We start from the raw sequence: 19,156 nt of genomic DNA on the forward strand, positions 1-19,156 counted from the left end.
CTGCGGGAATACCAACTTAGTTTATCCGATTTGTCATCTTATTCGTTGGCTCAATGCTGAACAGTGAATTTCCGGCTTAAGCCACCTCAGACAGGGTCGAAAAATCCTTTGTTCATTTTTGCGATGATCGTCTCGGCGACAATTTTATAGTTCATCATGAAGGTATGCCGCACCGGCAATTCAATGACTGTTGCCTTCTCCAAACTGGCTTCCCGTACGGTGACGATTCCATCGTTGGGTTCGTGACCTATCGGCCACCAGTTTGCCCGCATTCCTGCTGTGCCTGCGATGGCCACCGTGGGAATGGTAACTCCCGGCAAGGCATTCATCCAATCGATATCGCAGAGCCGCTGCCCGGGATCGCCATTGAGAATGCGAAACAGAAATCGTTTCTGAAAGAAGCGGGCGAGTTGCGGGGAATGATTGGGGCTGCCGAGCTGAAATAACTGCAGTGGCCGGGCTTCCGGCGCTTGCTCGGCGATGGCGACTCGCAAAAGCAGGCCGCCCAGCGAATGGCCAATCACGATCAACTTTTTTTGGGTATGTTGATCAAGAAATTTCCTGAGTTGTCCCGCTATTTTTTGGAAAGGATCGCGCGCCGCCTGGTAGCCGAAAAAATGCGTGCGCAGTCCCTCACGACGTAGTCGTCGGGCCAGCGGCGCCATGGAAAACGGCGATCGGCCCATCCCATGCACCAGCAGCACATCTGTCGGACGCGATTTGTATTCGTCGGTTTTCAATTGAACCAGGCCGCGTACGCCACACCCATGGGGTTATTGAAAATTTGCAGGGCCTGGAAGAATGCCGCCAAATTGAGATCGGGCGCTTTCATCCAGTATTTCTCGTCGGGAAGCCAATCGGTTTGCGCTTTATTGAAATCCCAAGACAGCGGAGGATCTTCGAGTAAGACCTTGAGGTTGATCCCTTTGCCTTTTCGCGAAAGAAACGAAGCCACAAAGGTCTTCTTCCCTTCCAGGACATCCTGAAGTTCGCTCATACAAGCCAGCCAGGAATCGATCATCTGATCCTGGACGGCCAAGCCCAATACCCCTTTTTGCTTGGAATTGGGTAGCCATTCGTGATCGTTATCAGTCTCCGCCCGCACGAACTTCCAGGTTTCGTGGTTGAGTTTGGCCACCTGGATCAGGTGCAGGCGAAAGCGACTCAATCTCTTGGGTTCCACGAGTATCAATTTCGTACTGAAATTGCGATTCTTGGCTTTTTCTTGGAGTTCCGCCGCTGTGAAACGAGATTGATATTTTGCGAAGGAGGACGATGCCGTGGCGTCGAAATCGGCTTCCCCGTCGAATGTCAGGACCACGTCGATAATGGCTTCAAGGAGGTGACAATAGGCCCGAAACCAGGCGACATCGCCCCGATCGAAGCAGACCAGAAATTCGGGGTTCTCTTTTTCGAATTGAAATCTTCCTCCATTGAGTTTTCGACAAAGTTCGAGCAGCTGAACAGTGGGTTTTCCCGAGCTATCCAGATGCAGAGGGATCGCCGCCAGACGGAGGGGTACCTTGACCTTCTCATCCTGAATCTCGGCAAAAGTTTTTTCCGCTCGTTCGAGCCCCAACCGCAGATCCTCCAGTAACTGGCGAAAGATCGCATACCGCATCGTCGCGGGATCGGGATTTTTTGGGAACGGTATCGGAAAGTCCTGATCGGATTTCAGGCCATGTTCGTAGAGCGCTTGGCCGAATTTTTCGACCGCAAGTAAAAGCTGGAGAACGCCGAGTCCGAATCGCGCCTCATCGTTTTTCGGTTGTTCCGCAAGTATATGTTCCAGGTGCTGTTCCCCTTTGAGGAACTCTCCGGAGTGCAGAAACTTCTCCACCATTGGTGGTGGTGATTGGGCCACGGCAAACGTACCGTAGCCCAACAAGAATATTCCAGCGATCAGTGTTCTCATCCACACTCTCCAATAATGTCCGGAACTGGGAGCATTCGTTCCTAATTATCTTTGACGTTAATTGGCAAGATTCGCGGTGAAGTTGAACGAGAAAGCGGTCGTACTGGCGGAGCTGACGGCCACGTAATAAGTCCGGCCACCGACCACGAGGTTATTGGAGTTACCCGTACCGGAAGTTGAGCTGATGGAATTGATCGGATTCCCGTAGGCATCCGTAAGTACCAGCGTGCCTGAGCCGGTGTTGGCCGTCGAGCTCAATGTCAGCGTCAGAAGGCCCGAGTTAGGCATCTGGAAAGAATAGTACTGGACATTGTCGGGACTGGAGGAAGAGCCCGCGATACCGATGGCTCCCCCATTGGTATAGAGTTGTTCGCTGGTGGCGCTGGTCAGCCCGGGGTTCAGGTATTCCGTGCTGGACAGGAAGGCCCGTCGCATACTGGCGGTGTCGAGTTTGTTCCCCAACCAGGACGTTAACCCGCCCTGATCAGCCTGCCGGAGCAATAGCGCACTGTACATCGAATTAATTGTCGAGGTGCGGAACTCCAGCGAAGTCAGGAAGAGTTGTGCGATCTGAGTTCGAGAATAAGTCGACATCAGAGTAGTCCAGGTATTCAAGCCGGCGGCATCGGCCGAACGATTCAGCACATTTTCGTAGAGGCCTTGAATGAAATTCTGATCGGCCGTCATACTGCTGTTAGTATTTTGCAGACTGTAAAATTCTGGCGAAGCGATGATCGAAGCAATGTACTGTTCTGAGGTCATTTTGCTCAAGCTGGTGAGGCCATTGGCCAGACCACTAGGATCAGCCGCCCGGCCCAAAAACGCCTGATACCAGGCGTTCACTTCGCGCATCTGCGCTTCCTGGGAATTATCGATCGCGTTCGTTACACCGGCCTGCCCTATCGCTGTCAAAGCGGCCTGCCAATTCGCAATTTCTGCCTGGCTGGCGACCCGCTTCAAATCGTTCATGTAGAGCCGTTGGATGAACCAGTCTGCCGAGGAATAGGCGTTCACCGTGGCCATGTTATTTGTGCTGACGTTGACCGTGCTGGTGAAACTGCCTTTGTCGAGGGTATTCGTACCAGTCCCGCCGTTGAGCGTTAAAGTGCTCAAACCGGCCACGCTTCCAGTTTCGTTCAACAGAAACGTCGAATTGCCCGCCCCAGTCGTGACTGTGACGGCCGTTTTGTTCAGCAGATCGACTGGCACAAAGGAGGACGAGGCCAGACCACTATTGGTATTACTGTTGAAGTGATTCAAGAGGAACAGCGGGTCGGTGATTCCCTGATAATCGATGCCGGTCAGTTTCAGGCTGTTGTTACCGTTGATCAGGTCGCCGTTCTGTACGGAGACGACGTTATTGCCCGAAATCGGATTGAAGGTGAAACTCGATGCGGTCAGCGAATCCTGAATCAGCGAGATCGTGTTGAAATTCACTGTGAAAGAACTGCTGCTTCCCGTGGCCGTGATTGTCCCACCGCTGGTGGAACCGGCGGTTTGATTATATGTTTCGCTCAGCGTGACCTTGGGATTACCGATCAAGTTTAACTGATTCTTGCCTTGGCCCCCGGTGTAGTAAATGGGGAGCGCTGTACTCTTCCCGACCACGCCATTCGAGTTATCTATTGTCAGGGTGTCATCGCCGCCGTTCTGAACTTGCGAAGCCGTAACTCCCGTGGGGAGATTTGTCGTGTCCTGAACGTAAATGGCCGTCACATCGGAGAGATTCGCGGTACTGAAGGTCGAGCCGCCATTGTCGCTGAATTGAATTTGAGTCGCGCTCGTCGGGGAAATGCGAACAATGAAACTATCGTTTCCGGGAGTGCCCAAAAGATAGACATTACTCGGGGTCCCCGGGGTCGGGAGATAGATCGACAGCGCCGTTCGATCTTCCAGCGCAGTGAGATGCAACTTCGTCCCCAAATTTTTCGGGGAGCTGTTTTTGTTCGCTTTGCGTCGAATTGATGAGAACATCTTCACTTCCGCCTGTGTCTTTATGTGCAAAAGTAAACTAAGCTAACTGTGCAGAGAGTCCGCTATATCTTTAATTCCGCACGGGAGTCTCTCACTATCCAGCGAAAAGGGGCACCAATAAGTCAGTTCTTATCGATTCGAATCGATTTCAGCGATTTTGATGACTGTAGTGAGTTTAACTTCAAGCCCCACTTCCTTTTGTGGTCCTACCAGCCGCAAGAGAAACGTAATAGGATAACTGGGTAAATTAATTTAAAGATTCCAAAGGCTATGCAATGCTAATCCGGCTCAGTCCGTACATGATGGTCAATCCGGGCACCAGTATCCCCTCTGTGGTCAATATGATCGTGGAGATACCCAAAGGCCGGCGTAGCAAATTCGAGTTGGACAAGGAGACCGGTCTGATCCGCCTCGATCGATACCTTTACAGTTCTTCGGTTTACCCCGGAGACTATGGATTCATCCCGCAGACGCTCGCGGATGACGCCGACCCGCTGGATATGCTTGTGATGGTCAACGAACCGACTTTTAGTGGCTGTTTGATTGAAGCCCGGATTGTCGGAATGTTCCGGATGAAAGATAAAGGGGTCAACGACTTCAAGGTGTTGGGTGTGCCCAATAGCGACCCGCTGTTTGGTCATATCAAGAATCTCGAAGATGTTCCGCCTCACTACCTTCGCGAAGTCGAACATTTTTTCGGCACTTACAAGCAACTCGAAGGCGCCACAACGGAATCTCTGGGCTGGATCGGCGCCACAGAAGGTACGGATGAAGTCCGCAAATGCGTGGACCGATTTCGCACCTCTCTGGGTACCGTGCTCGGCTAAGCGCGATATCCCACGAACGCCCACTTCGGCAAACTCCCTTCTGGCAGGCCGCCGCTCTCTACCTCGACAGGCGGATCTCTCTAACATGAAAACTGGGAGATCCGCCTACTACTAGGAATAACTGAAGAGCTTCTGAGCATGAAAATCGTGCTGCTGTGCGGGGGTCAGGGAACTAGACTCCGGGAAGAAACCGAATACAAGCCCAAACCGATGGTCGACATCGGCGGCAAACCGATCGTGCTGCATATCATGAAGCTCTTCGCCCACTACGGACTGCGGGAGTTCATACTCTGCCTGGGATACAAGGGAGATATCATCAAAGATTTCTTCCTGAACTACGAGGCGATGACGACCGACTTCACGATCAAGCTGGGCCGCAAGCACGAATTGACCTATCACGGCGCCCACGAAGAACAAGAATTCAGCGTCACGCTCGCCGATACGGGGGCCAATTCCATGACGGGCGGCCGGGTACGCCGGATTCGCAAGTACATCTCAGACGATCTTTTCATGGTCACCTACGGGGATGGAGTTTCAGACGTAAACATCCCGGAACTGATTCAATTCCACAAGTCGCACGGCAAGCTGGCGACAGTCACCGCAGTCCGGCCGCAATCCAAATTCGGCGTTCTCAACGTCAAAGGCGATGGTCTGGTTGAGCAATTTTCGGAGAAGCCCAGCATCGAAGGCTGGGTGAACATGGGTTACTTCGTTTTTCACAAAAAGATTTTCGACTACCTTCGCGGCGATGAAACCATGCTGGAACGGGAGCCACTCGAACGACTTGCGGCCGAGGGGCAGCTGATGGCTTTCAAACATCATGGTTTCTTCTTCGCCATGGATACCTACCGGGAATACCAACTGCTCAACGACATGTGGGCGACCGGCCGGGCCCCCTGGAAAGTCTGGTCATGAGCCGAGCTTTGTGGAACTCTTTTTATCGCGGCCGAAAAGTTCTGGTGACCGGCCACACCGGCTTCAAGGGAAGCTGGTTGTCTCTTTGGCTGAGTTCACTGGGGGCCGAGGTACATGGCTTCAGCCTGCCCGCCCCCACCGACCCCAGCCTCTTTGAAGAGGCCCAAATCCACGATTTGCTTGAATCCAGTACTATCGGCGATATCCGCGAAGGATCACTTCTTCGAGAGACGGTTGCCCGCATTCAACCGGAAGTCGTCTTCCATCTGGCCGCCCAACCTTTGGTCCGGCTTTCCTATCGGCAGCCGGTCGAAACCTTTGAAACCAACGTGATGGGCGTGGTGAATTTGCTGGAGGCCGTGCGGGAATGCCCGAGCGTTCGCGTCTGCCAGATCATTACCTCAGACAAATGCTACGAAAACGACAATCGCATTACGGCCTTTCGGGAGGATGATCCGATGGGCGGCTCCGACCCTTATAGTGCGAGCAAGGGTTGTGCCGAACTCGTTGTCGCAGCCTATCGCAAATCGTTCTTTGGCACGGCGTCGCAAACGAGCATCGCTTCGGTCCGAGCGGGGAATGTAATCGGCGGCGGGGACTGGGCCGAAGATCGTATTGTGCCCGACTGCATTCGGGCATTTCAGAAGCAAGAGTCCGTTCATATCCGAAATCCGCACGCCATTCGTCCCTGGCAACACGTTCTCGAGCCGCTTTCGGGTTATCTGCATCTGGCCTATCACCAATTTCAGAATCCGCAGACGTTGGCCGAGGGATGGAATTTCGGTCCCGGTCCCGGAGCGAACTGGACTGTCCGCCAGGTGGTGGATGCTTTGGTTGCCCGGTGGTCGGAGCCCGTACCGCCTCCAAGGATAGAAGCCCCCGTCACGAACAAGCTTTACGAAGCGAGCTTTTTGAAATTGGATATCAGTAAGGCGGCGACTTTGCTGAACTGGTTACCGATTCTGACGACGGCGGAGGCTCTAAAAATGACAGCCGAATGGTACGCGAATCGAGCTCTAGCCAAAGCGACTTTTCAGACCCGAAGTTTCACACTCAAGCAAATCGCGGATTACGAAGCGGGGCTGGCAAAACGCACGGAGATGTGGGCGAGTTGATTGCGCTGACCTTACTCGGGCAGTTTGCCTTCCGGAGTCAGCTTGTCGATGATCTTGGGCAGATGCTCTTTCAGCTTGGCCAGCAGGTCTTGTTCGCTCAAACCGGTCGATTTGATCAATTCCTGAATCTTATCCTGGCCGAGACCCTGCTGAAGCTGTTCTTCCGAGACATCGGCATTCTCTCCGGTGCCCACCCAGGAACTGGTGAGGTGTCCCATACCCTGCTTCTGAAACTGCTCCAGAATGGCGGCTAAGCCCCCCTCCTTGTTTTGAAGCATGGCCGTGACCACAGAGATGAATTTCGTAGTATTGCCTGCGAATAATTTGCTGATGATCGACTGAATCAGATTGATCAATATGCCCATAACAAAAACCTCTCGACCGGATGCAGATGAGGAAAACGGAAAAATCCCTACTTCTTTTTTCGGTGGGTTGGTGGAAATGTCAAGCGACCAAATGTGCTGATCCTCAAGGACAAAGCAATTATCTGTAAGATGTCTGCGAGGCGTGGCTATTACTGACTACACATATCTAAAGTTTGAGGTTATTTCCCAATGTCCGTACTCGCTAATGAAGATCTGTTGAAGCAACTCCGCTGGCGTTATGCGGTAAAAAAATTCGACACCTCCCGCAAGATTTCCGAGACCGACTGGAAGACTCTGGAAGAATCGCTCGTTCTCGCTCCTTCCTCTTACGGCCTGCAACCGTGGAAGTTCATCGTGGTTCTGGACCCGGCCGTCCGCGCCAAGCTGGTAACCGAATCCTGGGGGCAAACCCAAGTGGCAGATGCTTCACATCTGGTGGTTTTCGCCGTGAAGAAAGAACTGACCGAAGAATTTGTCGACAAATACATCCAGCGTATCGCCGAAGTTCGGGGCGGCGCGATCAATGAAGGTTTGAAGAAAATGATTCTAGGGAGCGTCAGTCGCATGTCGCTGGCCGACGTTTTAAACTGGAATGCCCGACAGACGTATATCGCGCTGGGTACTTTAATGACCGCTGCAGCGGTGCTGGGTATCGATAGCTGCCCGATGGAAGGCATCATTCCAGAAAAATACGATGAAATTCTCGGCCTCGACAAGCAAGGCTTTACGACGCTGGTTGTCTGTCCGGTGGGTTATCGTGCGAACGATGACAAAAGCGCCGTGGCCCCCAAGGTACGCTTTAAGACGGAAGACGTGATTCAATACATCTAGGAGAAATGAGCATGTTCCCAACACGAATCGATATACCACTGGAAAAGCGAACCAAGCTGATCGAACTCCTCAACGCCCGGCTAGCGGACTTGATCGATCTGCAACTGCAGACCAAGCAGGCCCACTGGAACGTGAAAGGGCCGAGCTTTATCGCCCTGCATGAGATGTTCGACGAATTTGTGGATGAAATCGCGGAGTATGTCGACGATGTGGCCGAGCGGGTGACCGCATTGGGTGGCGTGGCGGAAGGTACCGTAGCCGTGGTTCACAAGCGTTCCAGCCTGGAACCCTATCCGTTAATTCTCAAGACCGGCAAAGAGCATCTGGAGGCTGTGGCCAAGGCGTTGACCCGCAGCGCCAAGGCCGTTCGCGAAGCTATTGGTCAGTCGGACGATCTGGATGCTGATACCGCCGATCTTTTCACCGGCATTTCACGAGGTTTGGATAAGAAGCTCTGGTTTGTGGAAGCCCATCTGCACGCCGACCATTAAACAATTGAATTCGCCCACACTTCTGCCCTTAATATTTTGAGGAATACTCATGAAACGGATTCTTCTTTCGCTGGCCTGCGCGGCCATCATCGCATCGAATGTCAAGTCGGAAGACTGGCCGCAGTGGTTGGGCCCCAAACGCGACGCTAATTGGACGGAAACCGGTCTCGTGGAAAAATTTCCCGAAGGAGGCCCAAAAATCCTCTGGCGAACTACGATCGCCGGCGGCTATGCCGGGCCGGCAGTCGCTGATGGAAAAGTCTACGTCACCGACTTCAAAACAGGGGTAACGGCGGAGAATAATCCCGCGACTCGAGGGAAACTCGCGGGTGTGGAACGGGTGCATTGCCTGGACGTTAAGACCGGGGCACCGATCTGGAATTTCGAGTATCCTTGCATTTACAACATTTCTTACCCCGCCGGCCCCCGTTGCACCCCGACGATAGCGGGCGGCAAGGTTTATACCCTCGGCGCCGAAGGCAATCTGGTTTGCTTGAACGCGGCTACCGGTGAAAAAATTTGGGCCAAAGACTTCAAATCCGATTACGGTGCCAAGACACCCATGTGGGGTTTCTGCGGGCATCCGCTCGTTGATGGCAAAAAGCTGATTTGCATCACGGGAGGTCCAAACGCTCTCGCGGTGGCTTTCGATAAAGACACCGGCAAGGAACTCTGGCATAACCTCGATGCTCCCGAACCGGGCTACTCGGCTCCTGTAATCATCGAAGCGGGCGGCAAACGGCAGTTAATTATCTGGTCCTCCAAAGACATCAACGGCCTCGATCCGGAAACGGGAAACAAGTACTGGAGCGAAGCTCTGGAACCGAATTACGGCATGTCGATTATGGTACCCCAGAAAGCGGGCGATTACCTTTTCGCCGCAGGGATTCAGAACAAGTCCCTCCTGCTAAAGCTGGACAAGAATAAGCCTGCAGTGACAGAAGTCTATCGCGGGAAAAAAGACCAATCGGTCTATCCTGTAAACATGACCCCCTATATCGATTCCGGGATTATCTATGGTGTGGATCAGCCGGGAAAATTAACAGCCGTGAAACTGGAAACGGGTGAACGGCTCTGGCAGACCAGTGTTCCGATCACCGGAAAGGAAGAAGAACGGCCCGTAGGTTCCGGCACGGCTTTCGTCGTGAAGAATGGCGACCGATATTTCCTGTTCTCGGAATCCGGGCATCTGATCATCGCCAAGCTTTCGGACAAAGGCTATGAAGAGATCAGCCGGGCGAAAGTCATCGAACCCACCAACTCGGCCTTTGGTCGCAGCGTCGTCTGGTCGCACCCGGCATTCGCCAACAAGTGTGCTTTTATTAGAAATGACAAGGAACTGATCTGCGTCAGTTTGACGAAGTAGTGGTGGAATAGCCGTTGAGCGGGGGGCGACCCCGCCGCGGCACGCCGGGATTGTCATGAAGCGTACGGCTGTAGCGGGCAAATTGACTCAAGTTTTCGCCGTGAAAATCCATCTTCAGTCGGGGCATTATTGAAAAATCGAGTGCCCGGCCTCCCACGGCCAAGGGCACCTGGAGCGCTTGGCACTTTTCGAAAAAAGCATTTTCCTCGGCAATGAATCGCTCGCTGTCCACCAGATGCGAAACGCTGAGCCAGACCAGATTCGGTTGAAACTCCCGGATGGCATCCTCGAAGGCCACAAAGGGAGTATGTCGGCCGAGATAGATCACTTTCCAACCATGTTCCATTAATACAAGTTTCGTGAGAAACGGAGCCAGGTTGTAATGATCGTTTTCCGGGGCACCCCCAATGGCCACTGGCTGCGCCCCCTGAACGGCCGAGTGGATCAGTTCTTTCAGACCATAGAGCACGGAAAGCAGCGTTTCAGAAGCCCGGTGCTCCGTGGCGATCTCAATTTCTTTTCGCTCCCACTGATGGCCGATTTCGCGCATCACCGGCGAGATAATATTGTCGGCCAGCTCCTCGATGGAACAGCCCTGAAGGTAGGCACCATGGATGAGCGACTTGACGGTGGTTGTATCTCCCGTACAGAGAGCTTGCAACAGTTTCTGCTGGGAAGAGACGGCGTTCGCGTAATCGACCGAGTTGATCTGATTGTTAAGTTGACTGAGATCGGCCTGCGGGAGGTTCCCATCGCGAGCGAGACGGATCACATCCGACATGAGGAGCTTGCGATGTCCTCCGGCCGTGCGATGCGCGGGTAGAATGCCTTCATCGACCCATCGTTTCACCGTGCTGACACCCACGCCGAGAGCGCGAGCCACCACAGCCGTGGAGACATACCGGTTCGTCCCAGCGTTTATTTCCTCGTTGTTCATATCGAATATAAACAGAGTTCTTCCCTCTCTCAGATTATTAAGATCCTAGTCCTGGCCGGGACTTAAAATCCAAAAAAAGGGCTTTCCGTCAGCAATTTAACTGTCGAGAACCGTCAGTTCCAGAACAGAAGGGTTTTTTCATAATTCCAACTTTAATTTTCAAGAGAATTTTACCAAAACGACGCCGGCTACGATCAATAACACACCTAAAAGCCGTCCGGTGGTTACCGGATCCGGTTTCAGACCCATCAGTCCAAAATGGTCCAGAAGCAGGCTTGCGAGTAGTTGACCGCCGATTACGAAGGCCAGAAATCGGGCGGCTCCCAGTTGGCTGATGAGAAGGGTCCCGGAGAGTACGATCAGGCAACCCAGTGGACCGCCGATCCAGTTCCACCATTGGGTGGTTTTAAAAGCGTCGCTTTCCGGCACGTTTGGCCGGGTGATCAGCATGGTGATACAGGCGCACAAAAAAGTGCCGCAGATTGAAAGAAACGCGGCCCAAAGCGGTTCGTTGATGTTCTGGCGAAATTTTCCGTTCGCTGCGGCCTGAAAGGCGATGCAGATGCCAGCCCCCGCGGCCAGAGACATGAAAAATCCTTGATTCATGTAGCAATCCTAAAAAATTCTCTTTCGAACGATTCGTTTAGACTACTTCTTTTCTATCCGCCAGTCAGTCAATCCCGGTTCTTTTGGAATTTCCCGCGCGTAAGAATGGATCCCTTCCGCCGCTACTGACTAATGCAGTCCTTGGTGTCTATAATCTTTACAGAGTATCTTTTTCCCTCCGCTAAGTGACATTCGAAATATGATTCACATTCCCGCACTCCGACTGGGCAAACCCTACGTCAGCCTGGAAAAAACGACCCTGGTACATCATGTGACGGGCGAACCGGTGGCGGAGGTCAGCCAAGTTTCGGGAATCGCACTCAATCGCGATTTACCGAAAATGACTCAGGCGAAAAAAGAGCTGCAGGCCATTCCGGTCAAAGATCTGATTGGCATGTATGCCAAGGCGGCCGACTATTTCGCCAAGGATACTCTGCCCGTCGGCGAATCTTCGCAAAGTTTCGATGATTACATTCGCTGTCTCTCTTCCACCACGGGGTCGCCCCAGGTCTTTTGCCGTCGCAATGCCGGGAAGGTGGAATACGTTCTGCGAAATGTGGAGGAAGTGATTGCCGGTTTGACTCGGGGTCTGGATCTGGCCGTGCTCGACAACGGCTATGCGATTCAAGGCGGCCGGATGCAGGCCTTCTACTCCACAACCGATAGTTTTGGGGCAATCCTGCCGAGTAATTCGCCCGGCGTGCATTCCTTGTGGGTGCCGGCAATTGCTTTGAAAACACCCCTGGTTCTGAAGCCAGGACGTGAAGAACCCTGGACCCCCTTCCGCGTGCTGCAGGCGCTTCTGAAAGCGGGTATTCCCGCCAGCGCTTTGAACTTCTACCCCACCGATCATGCCGGAGCGGGAGACATTCTTCGCGGCACCGGACGAAGCATGCTGTTCGGAGATGCCCGCACCACCGATGCCTACAAAAACGATCACCGCGTGGAATTGCACGGTCCGGGATTCAGCAAAATCCTGATCGGCGATGACATGGTGGACAAGTGGGAACAGTACATCGATGTGATGGTCGAATGTATCGCGGCCAATGGCGGACGCAGCTGCATCAACGTCTCGGCGGTCTGGACTCCCAAACATGGTAGGGCGATTGCCGAGGCCCTGTCCAAGAAACTCTGTGAGATCAAAGCCCGTCCGTGGGATGATCCCGAAGCCGCTCTGGCCGCCTTCGCCAATCCCGACGTCGGCGTAGCTATCTCCGGTATGGTGGATGAAGGGTTGAAGACTCCGGGAGCGGAAGACGTGACCGAGCGAATCCGCGGTACCCCCCGGCTGGTGCGCGAAGGTCGCTGCGCCTGGATTCTGCCGGCGATCATTTATTGCGACAACTACACCCACCCGCTGGCCAACAAGGAATTTTTATTCCCCTATTCCAGCGTGCTGGAATGCCCTCAAGCCGATATGCTGAAGAGAATAGGGCCATCACTAGCGGTCATGGCCCTGACCGAGAATCCGGCATTTATTCGCCAATTGTTGGATTCGAACCAGATTGAACGTCTGAATATTGGTGCGCTGCCCACCAACCGCCTGACCTGGGATCAACCCCACGAAGGGAATTTGTTCACGCACCTGTATCGACAGAGAGCTCTCCAGTTGTCGAAAGTCGAATAAATCTGAACCTCACTCGAACTGATCGCTGGAGACGCGGTTTTTCTTTCCTCATGATTCCATTCGACTTTCAACCGATTAACCGCGTTATCTTCGGCCCAGGAACGCTCGCCCGCATTGGCGAGCTGTGTACCGAGCAAGGGGGAAAGCGCATCTTGCTGGTTACCGATCCGGGCTTGGAAAAAGCCGGCCATCCCCAGCGCGCCAAATCTTTCATTGAAGCCGCCGGGCTGCCAGTCTTCGTATTCGATCTAGTCAAAGAAAATCCTACCAATGCGGATGTGCAACTGGGCACCCGCTTTGCCCGCGAACAGAATATCGACCTGATCGTGGCCGTCGGCGGCGGCAGCACCATGGATTGTGCCAAAGGGATCAACTTCATTTTGACCAATGGCGGCAATATGGCCGATTACAAAGGTCAGGGTAAAGCCAAGAAGCCGATGTTGCCTTCCATTGGCATCCCCACCACATCGGGCACCGGCAGCGAAGCTCAGTGCTATGCATTGATTACCGACGATAGCTCCCATCTGAAAATGGCCTGCGGAGATAAAAAAGCGGCTTTTCGCGTCAGCATTCTCGATCCGGAACTGACGCTTTCCCAACCGCGCGGCGTGACCGCCGCGACGGGGATCGATGCAATCGCTCATGCGATCGAATCGTTCGTCTGCAAAAAGGCGACTCCGTTCAGCCAGCTGTATTCGCGCTCGGCCTGGCAGTATCTCGTGCACAATCTGGAAGAAGTTTTAAGAAATCCGGGCAATCTGGATGCGCGGGCCGCGATGCAACTCGGATCTCACTTCGCCGGCGTAGCCATCGAAAATGCCATGCTCGGAATATGCCACTCCTGCGCCAATCCCCTGACGGCCCACTATGGCATCACTCACGGAGTGGCGATTGGTCTGCTATTGCCTCATGTGATTCGCTTCAATTCCAGCGTCTGCTCCCGGCATTTTGAAATTTTGGCACGGGATATCGACGAAAAATCGGCGGCGGATGTGGCCGAGAAAATTTCCGAATTGGTGGCTTTTTGCGGCCAGCCGAACCGGCTGCGCGACTGCGGGGTCAGTGAATCGATTCTGCCGTTACTGGCCATCGAGGCCAACGAGCAGTGGACGGCCAGATTCAATCCCCGCGAAGTTACCGAAAAAGAACTCCTGCAGGTTCTGCAGTCGGCCTGGTGAAATTTGCTGAATTTTCAAAAGAAAAAACAAAAAAAAGAAGAGGCCTTCGCTTTGACACGAAAACCTCTTCTCAGATTTGGGCGGCTGCACCGACGCAGCCCGTCGGCGGTGTCAATACAGCCGCTTTCGTTGGTCACCTATATTCACGGATCACCTCCTTTGGCAGAGAACCCGCGGAATCGGCTCCTGATAACCTCGGAACCTATCCGCCTCTAGCCCGTTGCGCCACGTTAACGCAACCCACATCTATATATTAACCGCCAACGGATTTGATCTCAAGACGTTTTAACCACAAACGCTCAAAAAAGGAGGATATCCACCATGGTATTTCTGTACCCGTTGGTATTCGCGCTCGCCCTTCCCCAACCGATTCAGGCCAGAGCCAAGGAATCGAATCTCAAACTCACCAACAACCGTCTGACATACGGCGAATTCGGAGCCACTCGCACCGATAGCCGGTATCTGCCGGGCGATGCCTTCTGTTTCGCTTTCGAAATCGAAGGTATTAAATCCGATGAATCAGGTAAAGTCAGCTTCACCATGGGTATGGAGCTTACCGATTCGAAAGGCAAGGAAGTATTTAAACAGGCCCCCGTCGATCGCGAGGAATATCTCACACTCGGAGGCAATCGACTCCCCGCCCGGGCCTTCGTGCGGTTGGGCATGACGCAATTGCCGGGAACGTACACCTGTAAAATCACGATTTTCGACCGGGCGACCGGCGACCGCAAATCGATCGAACAGAAGTTCGAAGTCTTGTCCAAGAATTTGGGTATAATTAACGTGTTGTACTCTTCCGATCAGGAAGGGGCGGTTTCGCTGGCTCCGGTGGGCGTGGCCGGGCAAACCTACTGGCTGCAATGTTCCGTCGTCGGTTTCGAGCGCAATCCGCTGAAGAAACTGCCCGATCTCGACATTGAAATGACTGCGTTTGAAAAGGGCAAGCAGTTGCTTCAAAAGCCGATTATGATCGGCATCAACGACAAGGTCGGGCCGACCGATGAAATACTTCCCGTGCAGTTTCTGGTTCCGCTCAGTCGGCCGGGAGATTTCACCATTGAGTTGAAGGTTACCGATAAAGTGTCTAAGAAGGTTAATAAGGTGACGCTGCCACTGAAAGTGTTGAGCGCAACAGATCGATAAAGCAAAAAAATCCCCGAGAAGAGATATGAGCCAGTTGAGTGAACGCATCGCCCAGTTTCAGAAGATGACCAACGACGACCCCGACAATGAATTGGGGCACTTTCGGTTAGGTCAGCTTTACATGGAAGCTGAGGATTTCGAAAAGGCAATCGAGTCTTTCAATCGAACTCTGGAGATCAGCCCGCAATTTTCCAAAGTTTACCAGCTGCTTTCGGACTGCCTGATCAAGCTCGACCGCCAAGAGGAAGCCGTCAGCAAGCTCACCGAAGGATGGAAGATCGCCGACGAACGGGGCGATAAGATGCCTCGCGATGCGATGGGCGACATGCTGAAAAAGCTGAACGCCCCCGTTCCTCAGGTGCAGAAAAAAGATGCTTATGATGGTCCCGACACCGGTTTTCGCTGCCAGCGGCCGACCTGTATGGCAGGCCGCGGCGCCCGGCAGTTAGCCCGGCCGCCGATACCCGATGAAATCGGGAAGCGTATCTACCGCGAAATCTGCTCGGAATGCTGGGAAGAGTGGTTCAAAAATTACAGCGTGAAGGTCATTAACGAAACTCGTATCGATCTTTCAACCGAATACGGCCAGGAAGAATACGATAAATACATGCGAAGCTTCTTGGGCTTCGAAGAACCGGCGGGAGTCTAAATTACCACTTCCATCGAGCCGGCGAATTCTGAGCCAATCATGAACCCTCGCTACATCATTTCTTTCGGGAAGTCTGCCTTCGTAGGGGTCTTCCCGGCCTCACCCGATTGCATGGCACCCATTCCTCGCGAAACTTCCGTCGTCCTTCAGACGGAACGGGGCTTAGAATACGGCCTGGTACTGGGTACGAGCGATGCCCCCGCCACTGCCCAGCGACTTCTCCTGCGCCCTTTTAACGAACAAGACGAGCGGAAGAAAATCTCCATCGAAGCTCGCGAAAAGGAACTGTTTAGTCCGATTTCCGAGTGGTGCAATCAGGTGTTGCCCAGCCGGATTCTTCTCGATGTCGAACTCCTTTTCGATGATGAAACCGTCCTGTTGTTCGGATTCTGGAGCGAAGCCGATCTCACCGAAGAACTCATATCGAGTTTCGCCCAATGCATTCGAATGAAGCCGCTGTTTTACGATGTGCAGTCGGAACTGATCGTCGAAAAACAACCGGCAGGCTGCGGAAAAGAAGGCTGCGGCAGCTCCGGGGGCGGTTGCTCATCCTGTGGCGACGGCAAATCGGGCTGTTCGAGCGGGTCCTGCTCCCGGGGCAGCGTTAAGGATCCGGAAGAATTCAAAGACTATCTTCTGAAACTCCGGGAAAAAATGGTCTCCTCGCCGCCGCGCACACCGCTGCTAGGATAGTTTTGAACCAGCGATTCGACTTGGTTCGGATGGGAACGTCATTATTCACTTACGGGATCGGCACTATGCGCATTTGGTTGGCCGGTTTGATCGTCGGCGTGGGTACTTCTACTGGCTTCTCCGCGGAGCCGGTGTCGAAGGAAACCCTGCAAAGAATTCAATCCCTCGGCAAAGAGGGAGTGGGAAACAAAGAAGCGGCCCTGGCCTGGCAACAGATTGTGGCTGCCGGACCGGAAGCGATTATCCCCGTTCTAAATGTCTACGATTCTTCGAGTGTGATTGCCCGCAACTGGCTGCGCACGGCGATTGATGCCATTCTGGAAAAGCCGTTGCCCACGGAAGAATGGATCAAAAATTTCGAAACCTACCTGATGGATAATCAGCATGGACCGGCCGCCCGCAAGCTGGCCTACGACGGTTTGAAACGACTCGATCCGAAATCTCCCGAACGCGTCCTGCCGAAGCTGTTGAACGACCGCAACGTGGATATCCGCCGCGATGCCTTGTCGGCCGAACTGGAAAAAGTCGAAAAGAAGAAACCGACTGGGGACGAAGCCAAAAAGCTTTATGCCGAACTCTTTGCACTGAGCCGGGATGAAGATCAGGTCGAATCGATCGGCAAGAAATTGAAGGATCTGGGAGTCGAAGTCAACTACCAGAAACACCTGGGAATCCTCGCGGAATGGCAACTCCTCGGACCCTTCGACGGCAAGGAAGGCAAAGCGTACGCTGAAGTCTTGGAACCGGAGAAGAAGCTGGATCTTACCGCGAAGCCGATGGGTAAGGAAGGCAAGCCGATCGAATGGAAAGTGTTCAACACCAAAGACAACTTCGGCGTCGTCGATCTGAATAAAGCCATCGGCAAATTCAAGCATGCCGTGGCCTTTGCCTATGTGAATGTGGAAGTGGAGAAAGATCAAATCGCCGATTTGCGATTTGGCTCGATCACGGCTCTGCGGGTGTTTCTCAACGGCAAGGAAATCTTTGCCAACGAAGAATATCACCATGGCCAGAAGTTCGATCAATATGTGGTGAAAGTGCCCCTGAAAGCCGGCAAGAATGACCTGCTGGTGAAAGTCGTGCAGAACGACATGAAAGAGCCCTGGGCTCAGGACTGGCAGTATCAAATGCGCTTGTGCGACGACACCGGCGGCGCCATCGCTTTCAAAACCTCCACCCAAAAATAATTCGCATAAATCAGGATAGTACCCATGCTTAAATTCGGATTTGTATTGGCCGGCTCGCTGGTTTTATCCGCGGGTTTATCGGCTCAGGATTGGCCGCAATTTCGCGGTCCCAACTTCAGCGGCGTCTCCCTCGAGAAAAAAGCCCTTCCCGCCAGCTGGAGCGAAAAGGAAAACATTCTCTGGAAAACGCCGCTGGAACAACGCGGCGTCTCTTCCCCGGTCGTTTTCGACGATCGCATCTATCTCACCGCAAACTCCGGCTTTCGACTCGACAAACTGCATGTGCTCTGCCTGGACAAGAAAACCGGCAAAATTCTTTGGCAGCGCGAACTGACCGCGACCGGTAACACCGGCTGTCATCCCAAGTCGAACATGTCGGCACCAACCCCAGTGGCGGATGCCAGCGGCGTATATGCTTTATTCGCTACGGGCGACCTCGCCGCTTTCGAAAAAGACGGAAAATTACGCTGGTATCGCTCGCTGGTTTCCGACTATCCGACCATCGGGAATCAAGTAGGCATGTCCTCCTCGCCCATCCTGGCTAACAACACGCTGGTGATTCCGATGGTCAATTCCGGCGAATCCTTCATCGCCGGGATCGATCCCCGTTATGGCAATAACATCTGGAAAACCGAACGGGAGAAGGACACCAATTGGAGCACGCCCTTGACTGTCGCTTATAAGTCGGGCACTCAGGTCGTCATGATGGGCAAAAACGAAGTTGTGTCCTACAGTCCGGAGAGCGGTAAGGCTCTTTGGAAATTCCCTACGGGTTCCGCCGCCGCAGCTAGCCCCACGATAGCCGGAGATAAAATTCTGGTGCCTGCGGGCGGAGTGGTTGCCATCGCAATGGATGGGGCCGATAAGGCCAAGGAAGTCTGGAAGCAACAGAAACTCTTCGCCGGTTACAGCTCGCCGGTTTTCTACGAAGATCGCGTTTACAACATCAGCGGTGCCGGTGTAATCGTCTGTGCCGATGCCAAGACGGGCAAAGACCTCTGGCAGGAACGGACCAAGACCAAAGGCAAATACTGGGCCTCGCCGATTGTGGGGGATGGCAAGCTTTACGTCTGTGCCGATGATGGCATCGTGACCGTGGCCAAGACGGGAGACAAACCGGAAATTCTGGCGGTGAACGACATGAAGGACGAGATCATGGGCACCCCGGCGATTTCGGATGGTTGCATTTTCCTGCGGACAACGAAAGCGATGTATTGCATCGGGACGAAGTAGCTATCAGCTATCAGCTATCAGCTATCAGCTATCAGCTATCAGCTATCAGCTAAGAAATGATGATTTTCGCTGTCAAACTACGGTTAGGGAAACAGGGACAGGCA

Annotated in this window: 19 protein-coding genes; 13 read left to right on the plus strand and 6 right to left on the minus strand. The window is 53.4% G+C overall.

Annotation, left to right across the window (positions count from 1 at the left end):
- Positions 1-86 precede the first annotated feature (86 nt).
- The 3 genes from KIH39_RS14985 to KIH39_RS14995 are packed head-to-tail and all read right to left on the minus strand — an operon-like array spanning position 87 to position 3,889.
- Positions 87-740, minus strand: coding sequence for an alpha/beta fold hydrolase (locus KIH39_RS14985; RefSeq protein WP_213494042.1), 654 nt, complete (start codon positions 738-740; stop codon positions 87-89).
- Positions 737-1,915, minus strand: a complete 1,179-nt coding sequence (locus KIH39_RS14990) for a hypothetical protein (protein WP_213494043.1) — start codon at positions 1,913-1,915, stop codon at positions 737-739. The genes KIH39_RS14985 and KIH39_RS14990 overlap by 4 nt, the downstream gene beginning before the upstream one ends.
- Positions 1,916-1,972: 57 nt before the next feature.
- Entirely contained in the window at positions 1,973-3,889 is a 1,917-nt protein-coding gene (locus KIH39_RS14995; RefSeq protein ID WP_213494044.1) for a DUF4214 domain-containing protein, read from the minus strand.
- 275 nt (positions 3,890-4,164) lie between these two features.
- Between KIH39_RS14995 and KIH39_RS15000 the strand changes: the two genes are divergently transcribed.
- From KIH39_RS15000 to rfbG, 3 genes are all read left to right on the plus strand, one after another.
- Entirely contained in the window at positions 4,165-4,716 is a 552-nt protein-coding gene (locus KIH39_RS15000; protein ID WP_213494045.1) for an inorganic diphosphatase, read from the plus strand.
- Between the two features lie 138 nt (positions 4,717-4,854).
- On the plus strand, positions 4,855-5,631 hold the full coding sequence (rfbF, locus tag KIH39_RS15005; RefSeq protein ID WP_213494046.1) for a glucose-1-phosphate cytidylyltransferase: 777 nt from the start codon (positions 4,855-4,857) through the stop codon (positions 5,629-5,631).
- Positions 5,628-6,746: a CDP-glucose 4,6-dehydratase gene (gene rfbG / locus KIH39_RS15010; RefSeq protein ID WP_213494047.1), complete on the plus strand. Its 1,119-nt coding sequence runs from the start codon at positions 5,628-5,630 to the stop codon at positions 6,744-6,746. The genes rfbF and rfbG overlap by 4 nt, the downstream gene beginning before the upstream one ends.
- Positions 6,747-6,757: 11 nt before the next feature.
- Here rfbG and KIH39_RS15015 read toward each other — a convergent pair whose 3' ends face one another.
- Positions 6,758-7,111, minus strand: a complete 354-nt coding sequence (locus tag KIH39_RS15015) for a YidB family protein (protein WP_213494048.1) — start codon at positions 7,109-7,111, stop codon at positions 6,758-6,760.
- Between the two features lie 189 nt (positions 7,112-7,300).
- On the opposite strand from KIH39_RS15015, the gene KIH39_RS15020 reads away from it, so the two are divergent.
- From KIH39_RS15020 to KIH39_RS15030, 3 genes are read left to right on the plus strand one after another with little or no spacing between them, the layout of a single operon-like run.
- Entirely contained in the window at positions 7,301-7,942 is a 642-nt protein-coding gene (locus KIH39_RS15020) for an NAD(P)H-dependent oxidoreductase (protein WP_213494049.1), read from the plus strand.
- A gap of 11 nt (positions 7,943-7,953) precedes the next feature.
- Positions 7,954-8,433, plus strand: a complete 480-nt coding sequence (dps, locus tag KIH39_RS15025) for a DNA starvation/stationary phase protection protein Dps (protein WP_246539311.1) — start codon at positions 7,954-7,956, stop codon at positions 8,431-8,433.
- Positions 8,434-8,482: 49 nt separating this feature from the next.
- On the plus strand, positions 8,483-9,799 hold the full coding sequence (locus tag KIH39_RS15030; RefSeq protein ID WP_213494051.1) for a PQQ-binding-like beta-propeller repeat protein: 1,317 nt from the start codon (positions 8,483-8,485) through the stop codon (positions 9,797-9,799).
- Here KIH39_RS15030 and KIH39_RS15035 read toward each other — a convergent pair.
- Both KIH39_RS15035 and KIH39_RS15040 read right to left on the minus strand, forming a co-directional pair.
- On the minus strand, positions 9,783-10,736 hold the full coding sequence (locus KIH39_RS15035; protein WP_213494052.1) for a B12-binding domain-containing protein: 954 nt from the start codon (positions 10,734-10,736) through the stop codon (positions 9,783-9,785). The two genes, KIH39_RS15030 and KIH39_RS15035, sit on opposite strands and share 17 nt — an antisense overlap.
- A 159-nt stretch (positions 10,737-10,895) precedes the next feature.
- Positions 10,896-11,342 (minus strand): DMT family transporter, encoded by a 447-nt coding sequence (locus KIH39_RS15040; RefSeq protein ID WP_213494053.1) that lies wholly within the window; start codon positions 11,340-11,342, stop codon positions 10,896-10,898.
- A 199-nt stretch (positions 11,343-11,541) separates the two neighbouring features.
- Between KIH39_RS15040 and KIH39_RS15045 the strand changes: the two genes are divergently transcribed.
- The 7 genes from KIH39_RS15045 (at position 11,542) to KIH39_RS15075 (ending at position 19,052) form a co-directional block, all read left to right on the plus strand.
- Positions 11,542-12,969, plus strand: a complete 1,428-nt coding sequence (locus tag KIH39_RS15045) for an aldehyde dehydrogenase family protein (RefSeq protein ID WP_213494054.1) — start codon at positions 11,542-11,544, stop codon at positions 12,967-12,969.
- A 50-nt stretch (positions 12,970-13,019) separates the two neighbouring features.
- Entirely contained in the window at positions 13,020-14,147 is a 1,128-nt protein-coding gene (locus KIH39_RS15050; protein WP_213494055.1) for an iron-containing alcohol dehydrogenase, read from the plus strand.
- A gap of 321 nt (positions 14,148-14,468) precedes the next feature.
- A complete protein-coding gene (locus KIH39_RS15055) occupies positions 14,469-15,290 on the plus strand; it encodes a hypothetical protein (protein ID WP_213494056.1) in 822 nt (273 codons plus the stop codon).
- Between the two features lie 25 nt (positions 15,291-15,315).
- The gene (locus KIH39_RS15060) at positions 15,316-15,939 is read left to right on the plus strand and encodes a Fe(2+)-trafficking protein (protein ID WP_213494057.1); all 624 of its coding nucleotides are present in this window, start codon (positions 15,316-15,318) and stop codon (positions 15,937-15,939) included.
- A gap of 39 nt (positions 15,940-15,978) precedes the next feature.
- Positions 15,979-16,632 (plus strand): hypothetical protein, encoded by a 654-nt coding sequence (locus KIH39_RS15065; protein ID WP_213494058.1) that lies wholly within the window; start codon positions 15,979-15,981, stop codon positions 16,630-16,632.
- Between the two features lie 65 nt (positions 16,633-16,697).
- Positions 16,698-17,819 carry a hypothetical protein gene (locus KIH39_RS15070; RefSeq protein ID WP_213494059.1) on the plus strand — a complete coding sequence of 374 codons (1,122 nt, stop codon included), beginning with the start codon at positions 16,698-16,700 and terminating at the stop codon, positions 17,817-17,819.
- A gap of 24 nt (positions 17,820-17,843) precedes the next feature.
- Positions 17,844-19,052 (plus strand): outer membrane protein assembly factor BamB family protein, encoded by a 1,209-nt coding sequence (locus KIH39_RS15075; RefSeq protein WP_213494060.1) that lies wholly within the window; start codon positions 17,844-17,846, stop codon positions 19,050-19,052.
- Positions 19,053-19,156 lie beyond the last annotated feature (104 nt).

The sequence above is a fragment of the Telmatocola sphagniphila genome, from assembly GCF_018398935.1.
GTDB lineage: Bacteria > Planctomycetota > Planctomycetia > Gemmatales > Gemmataceae > Telmatocola > Telmatocola sphagniphila.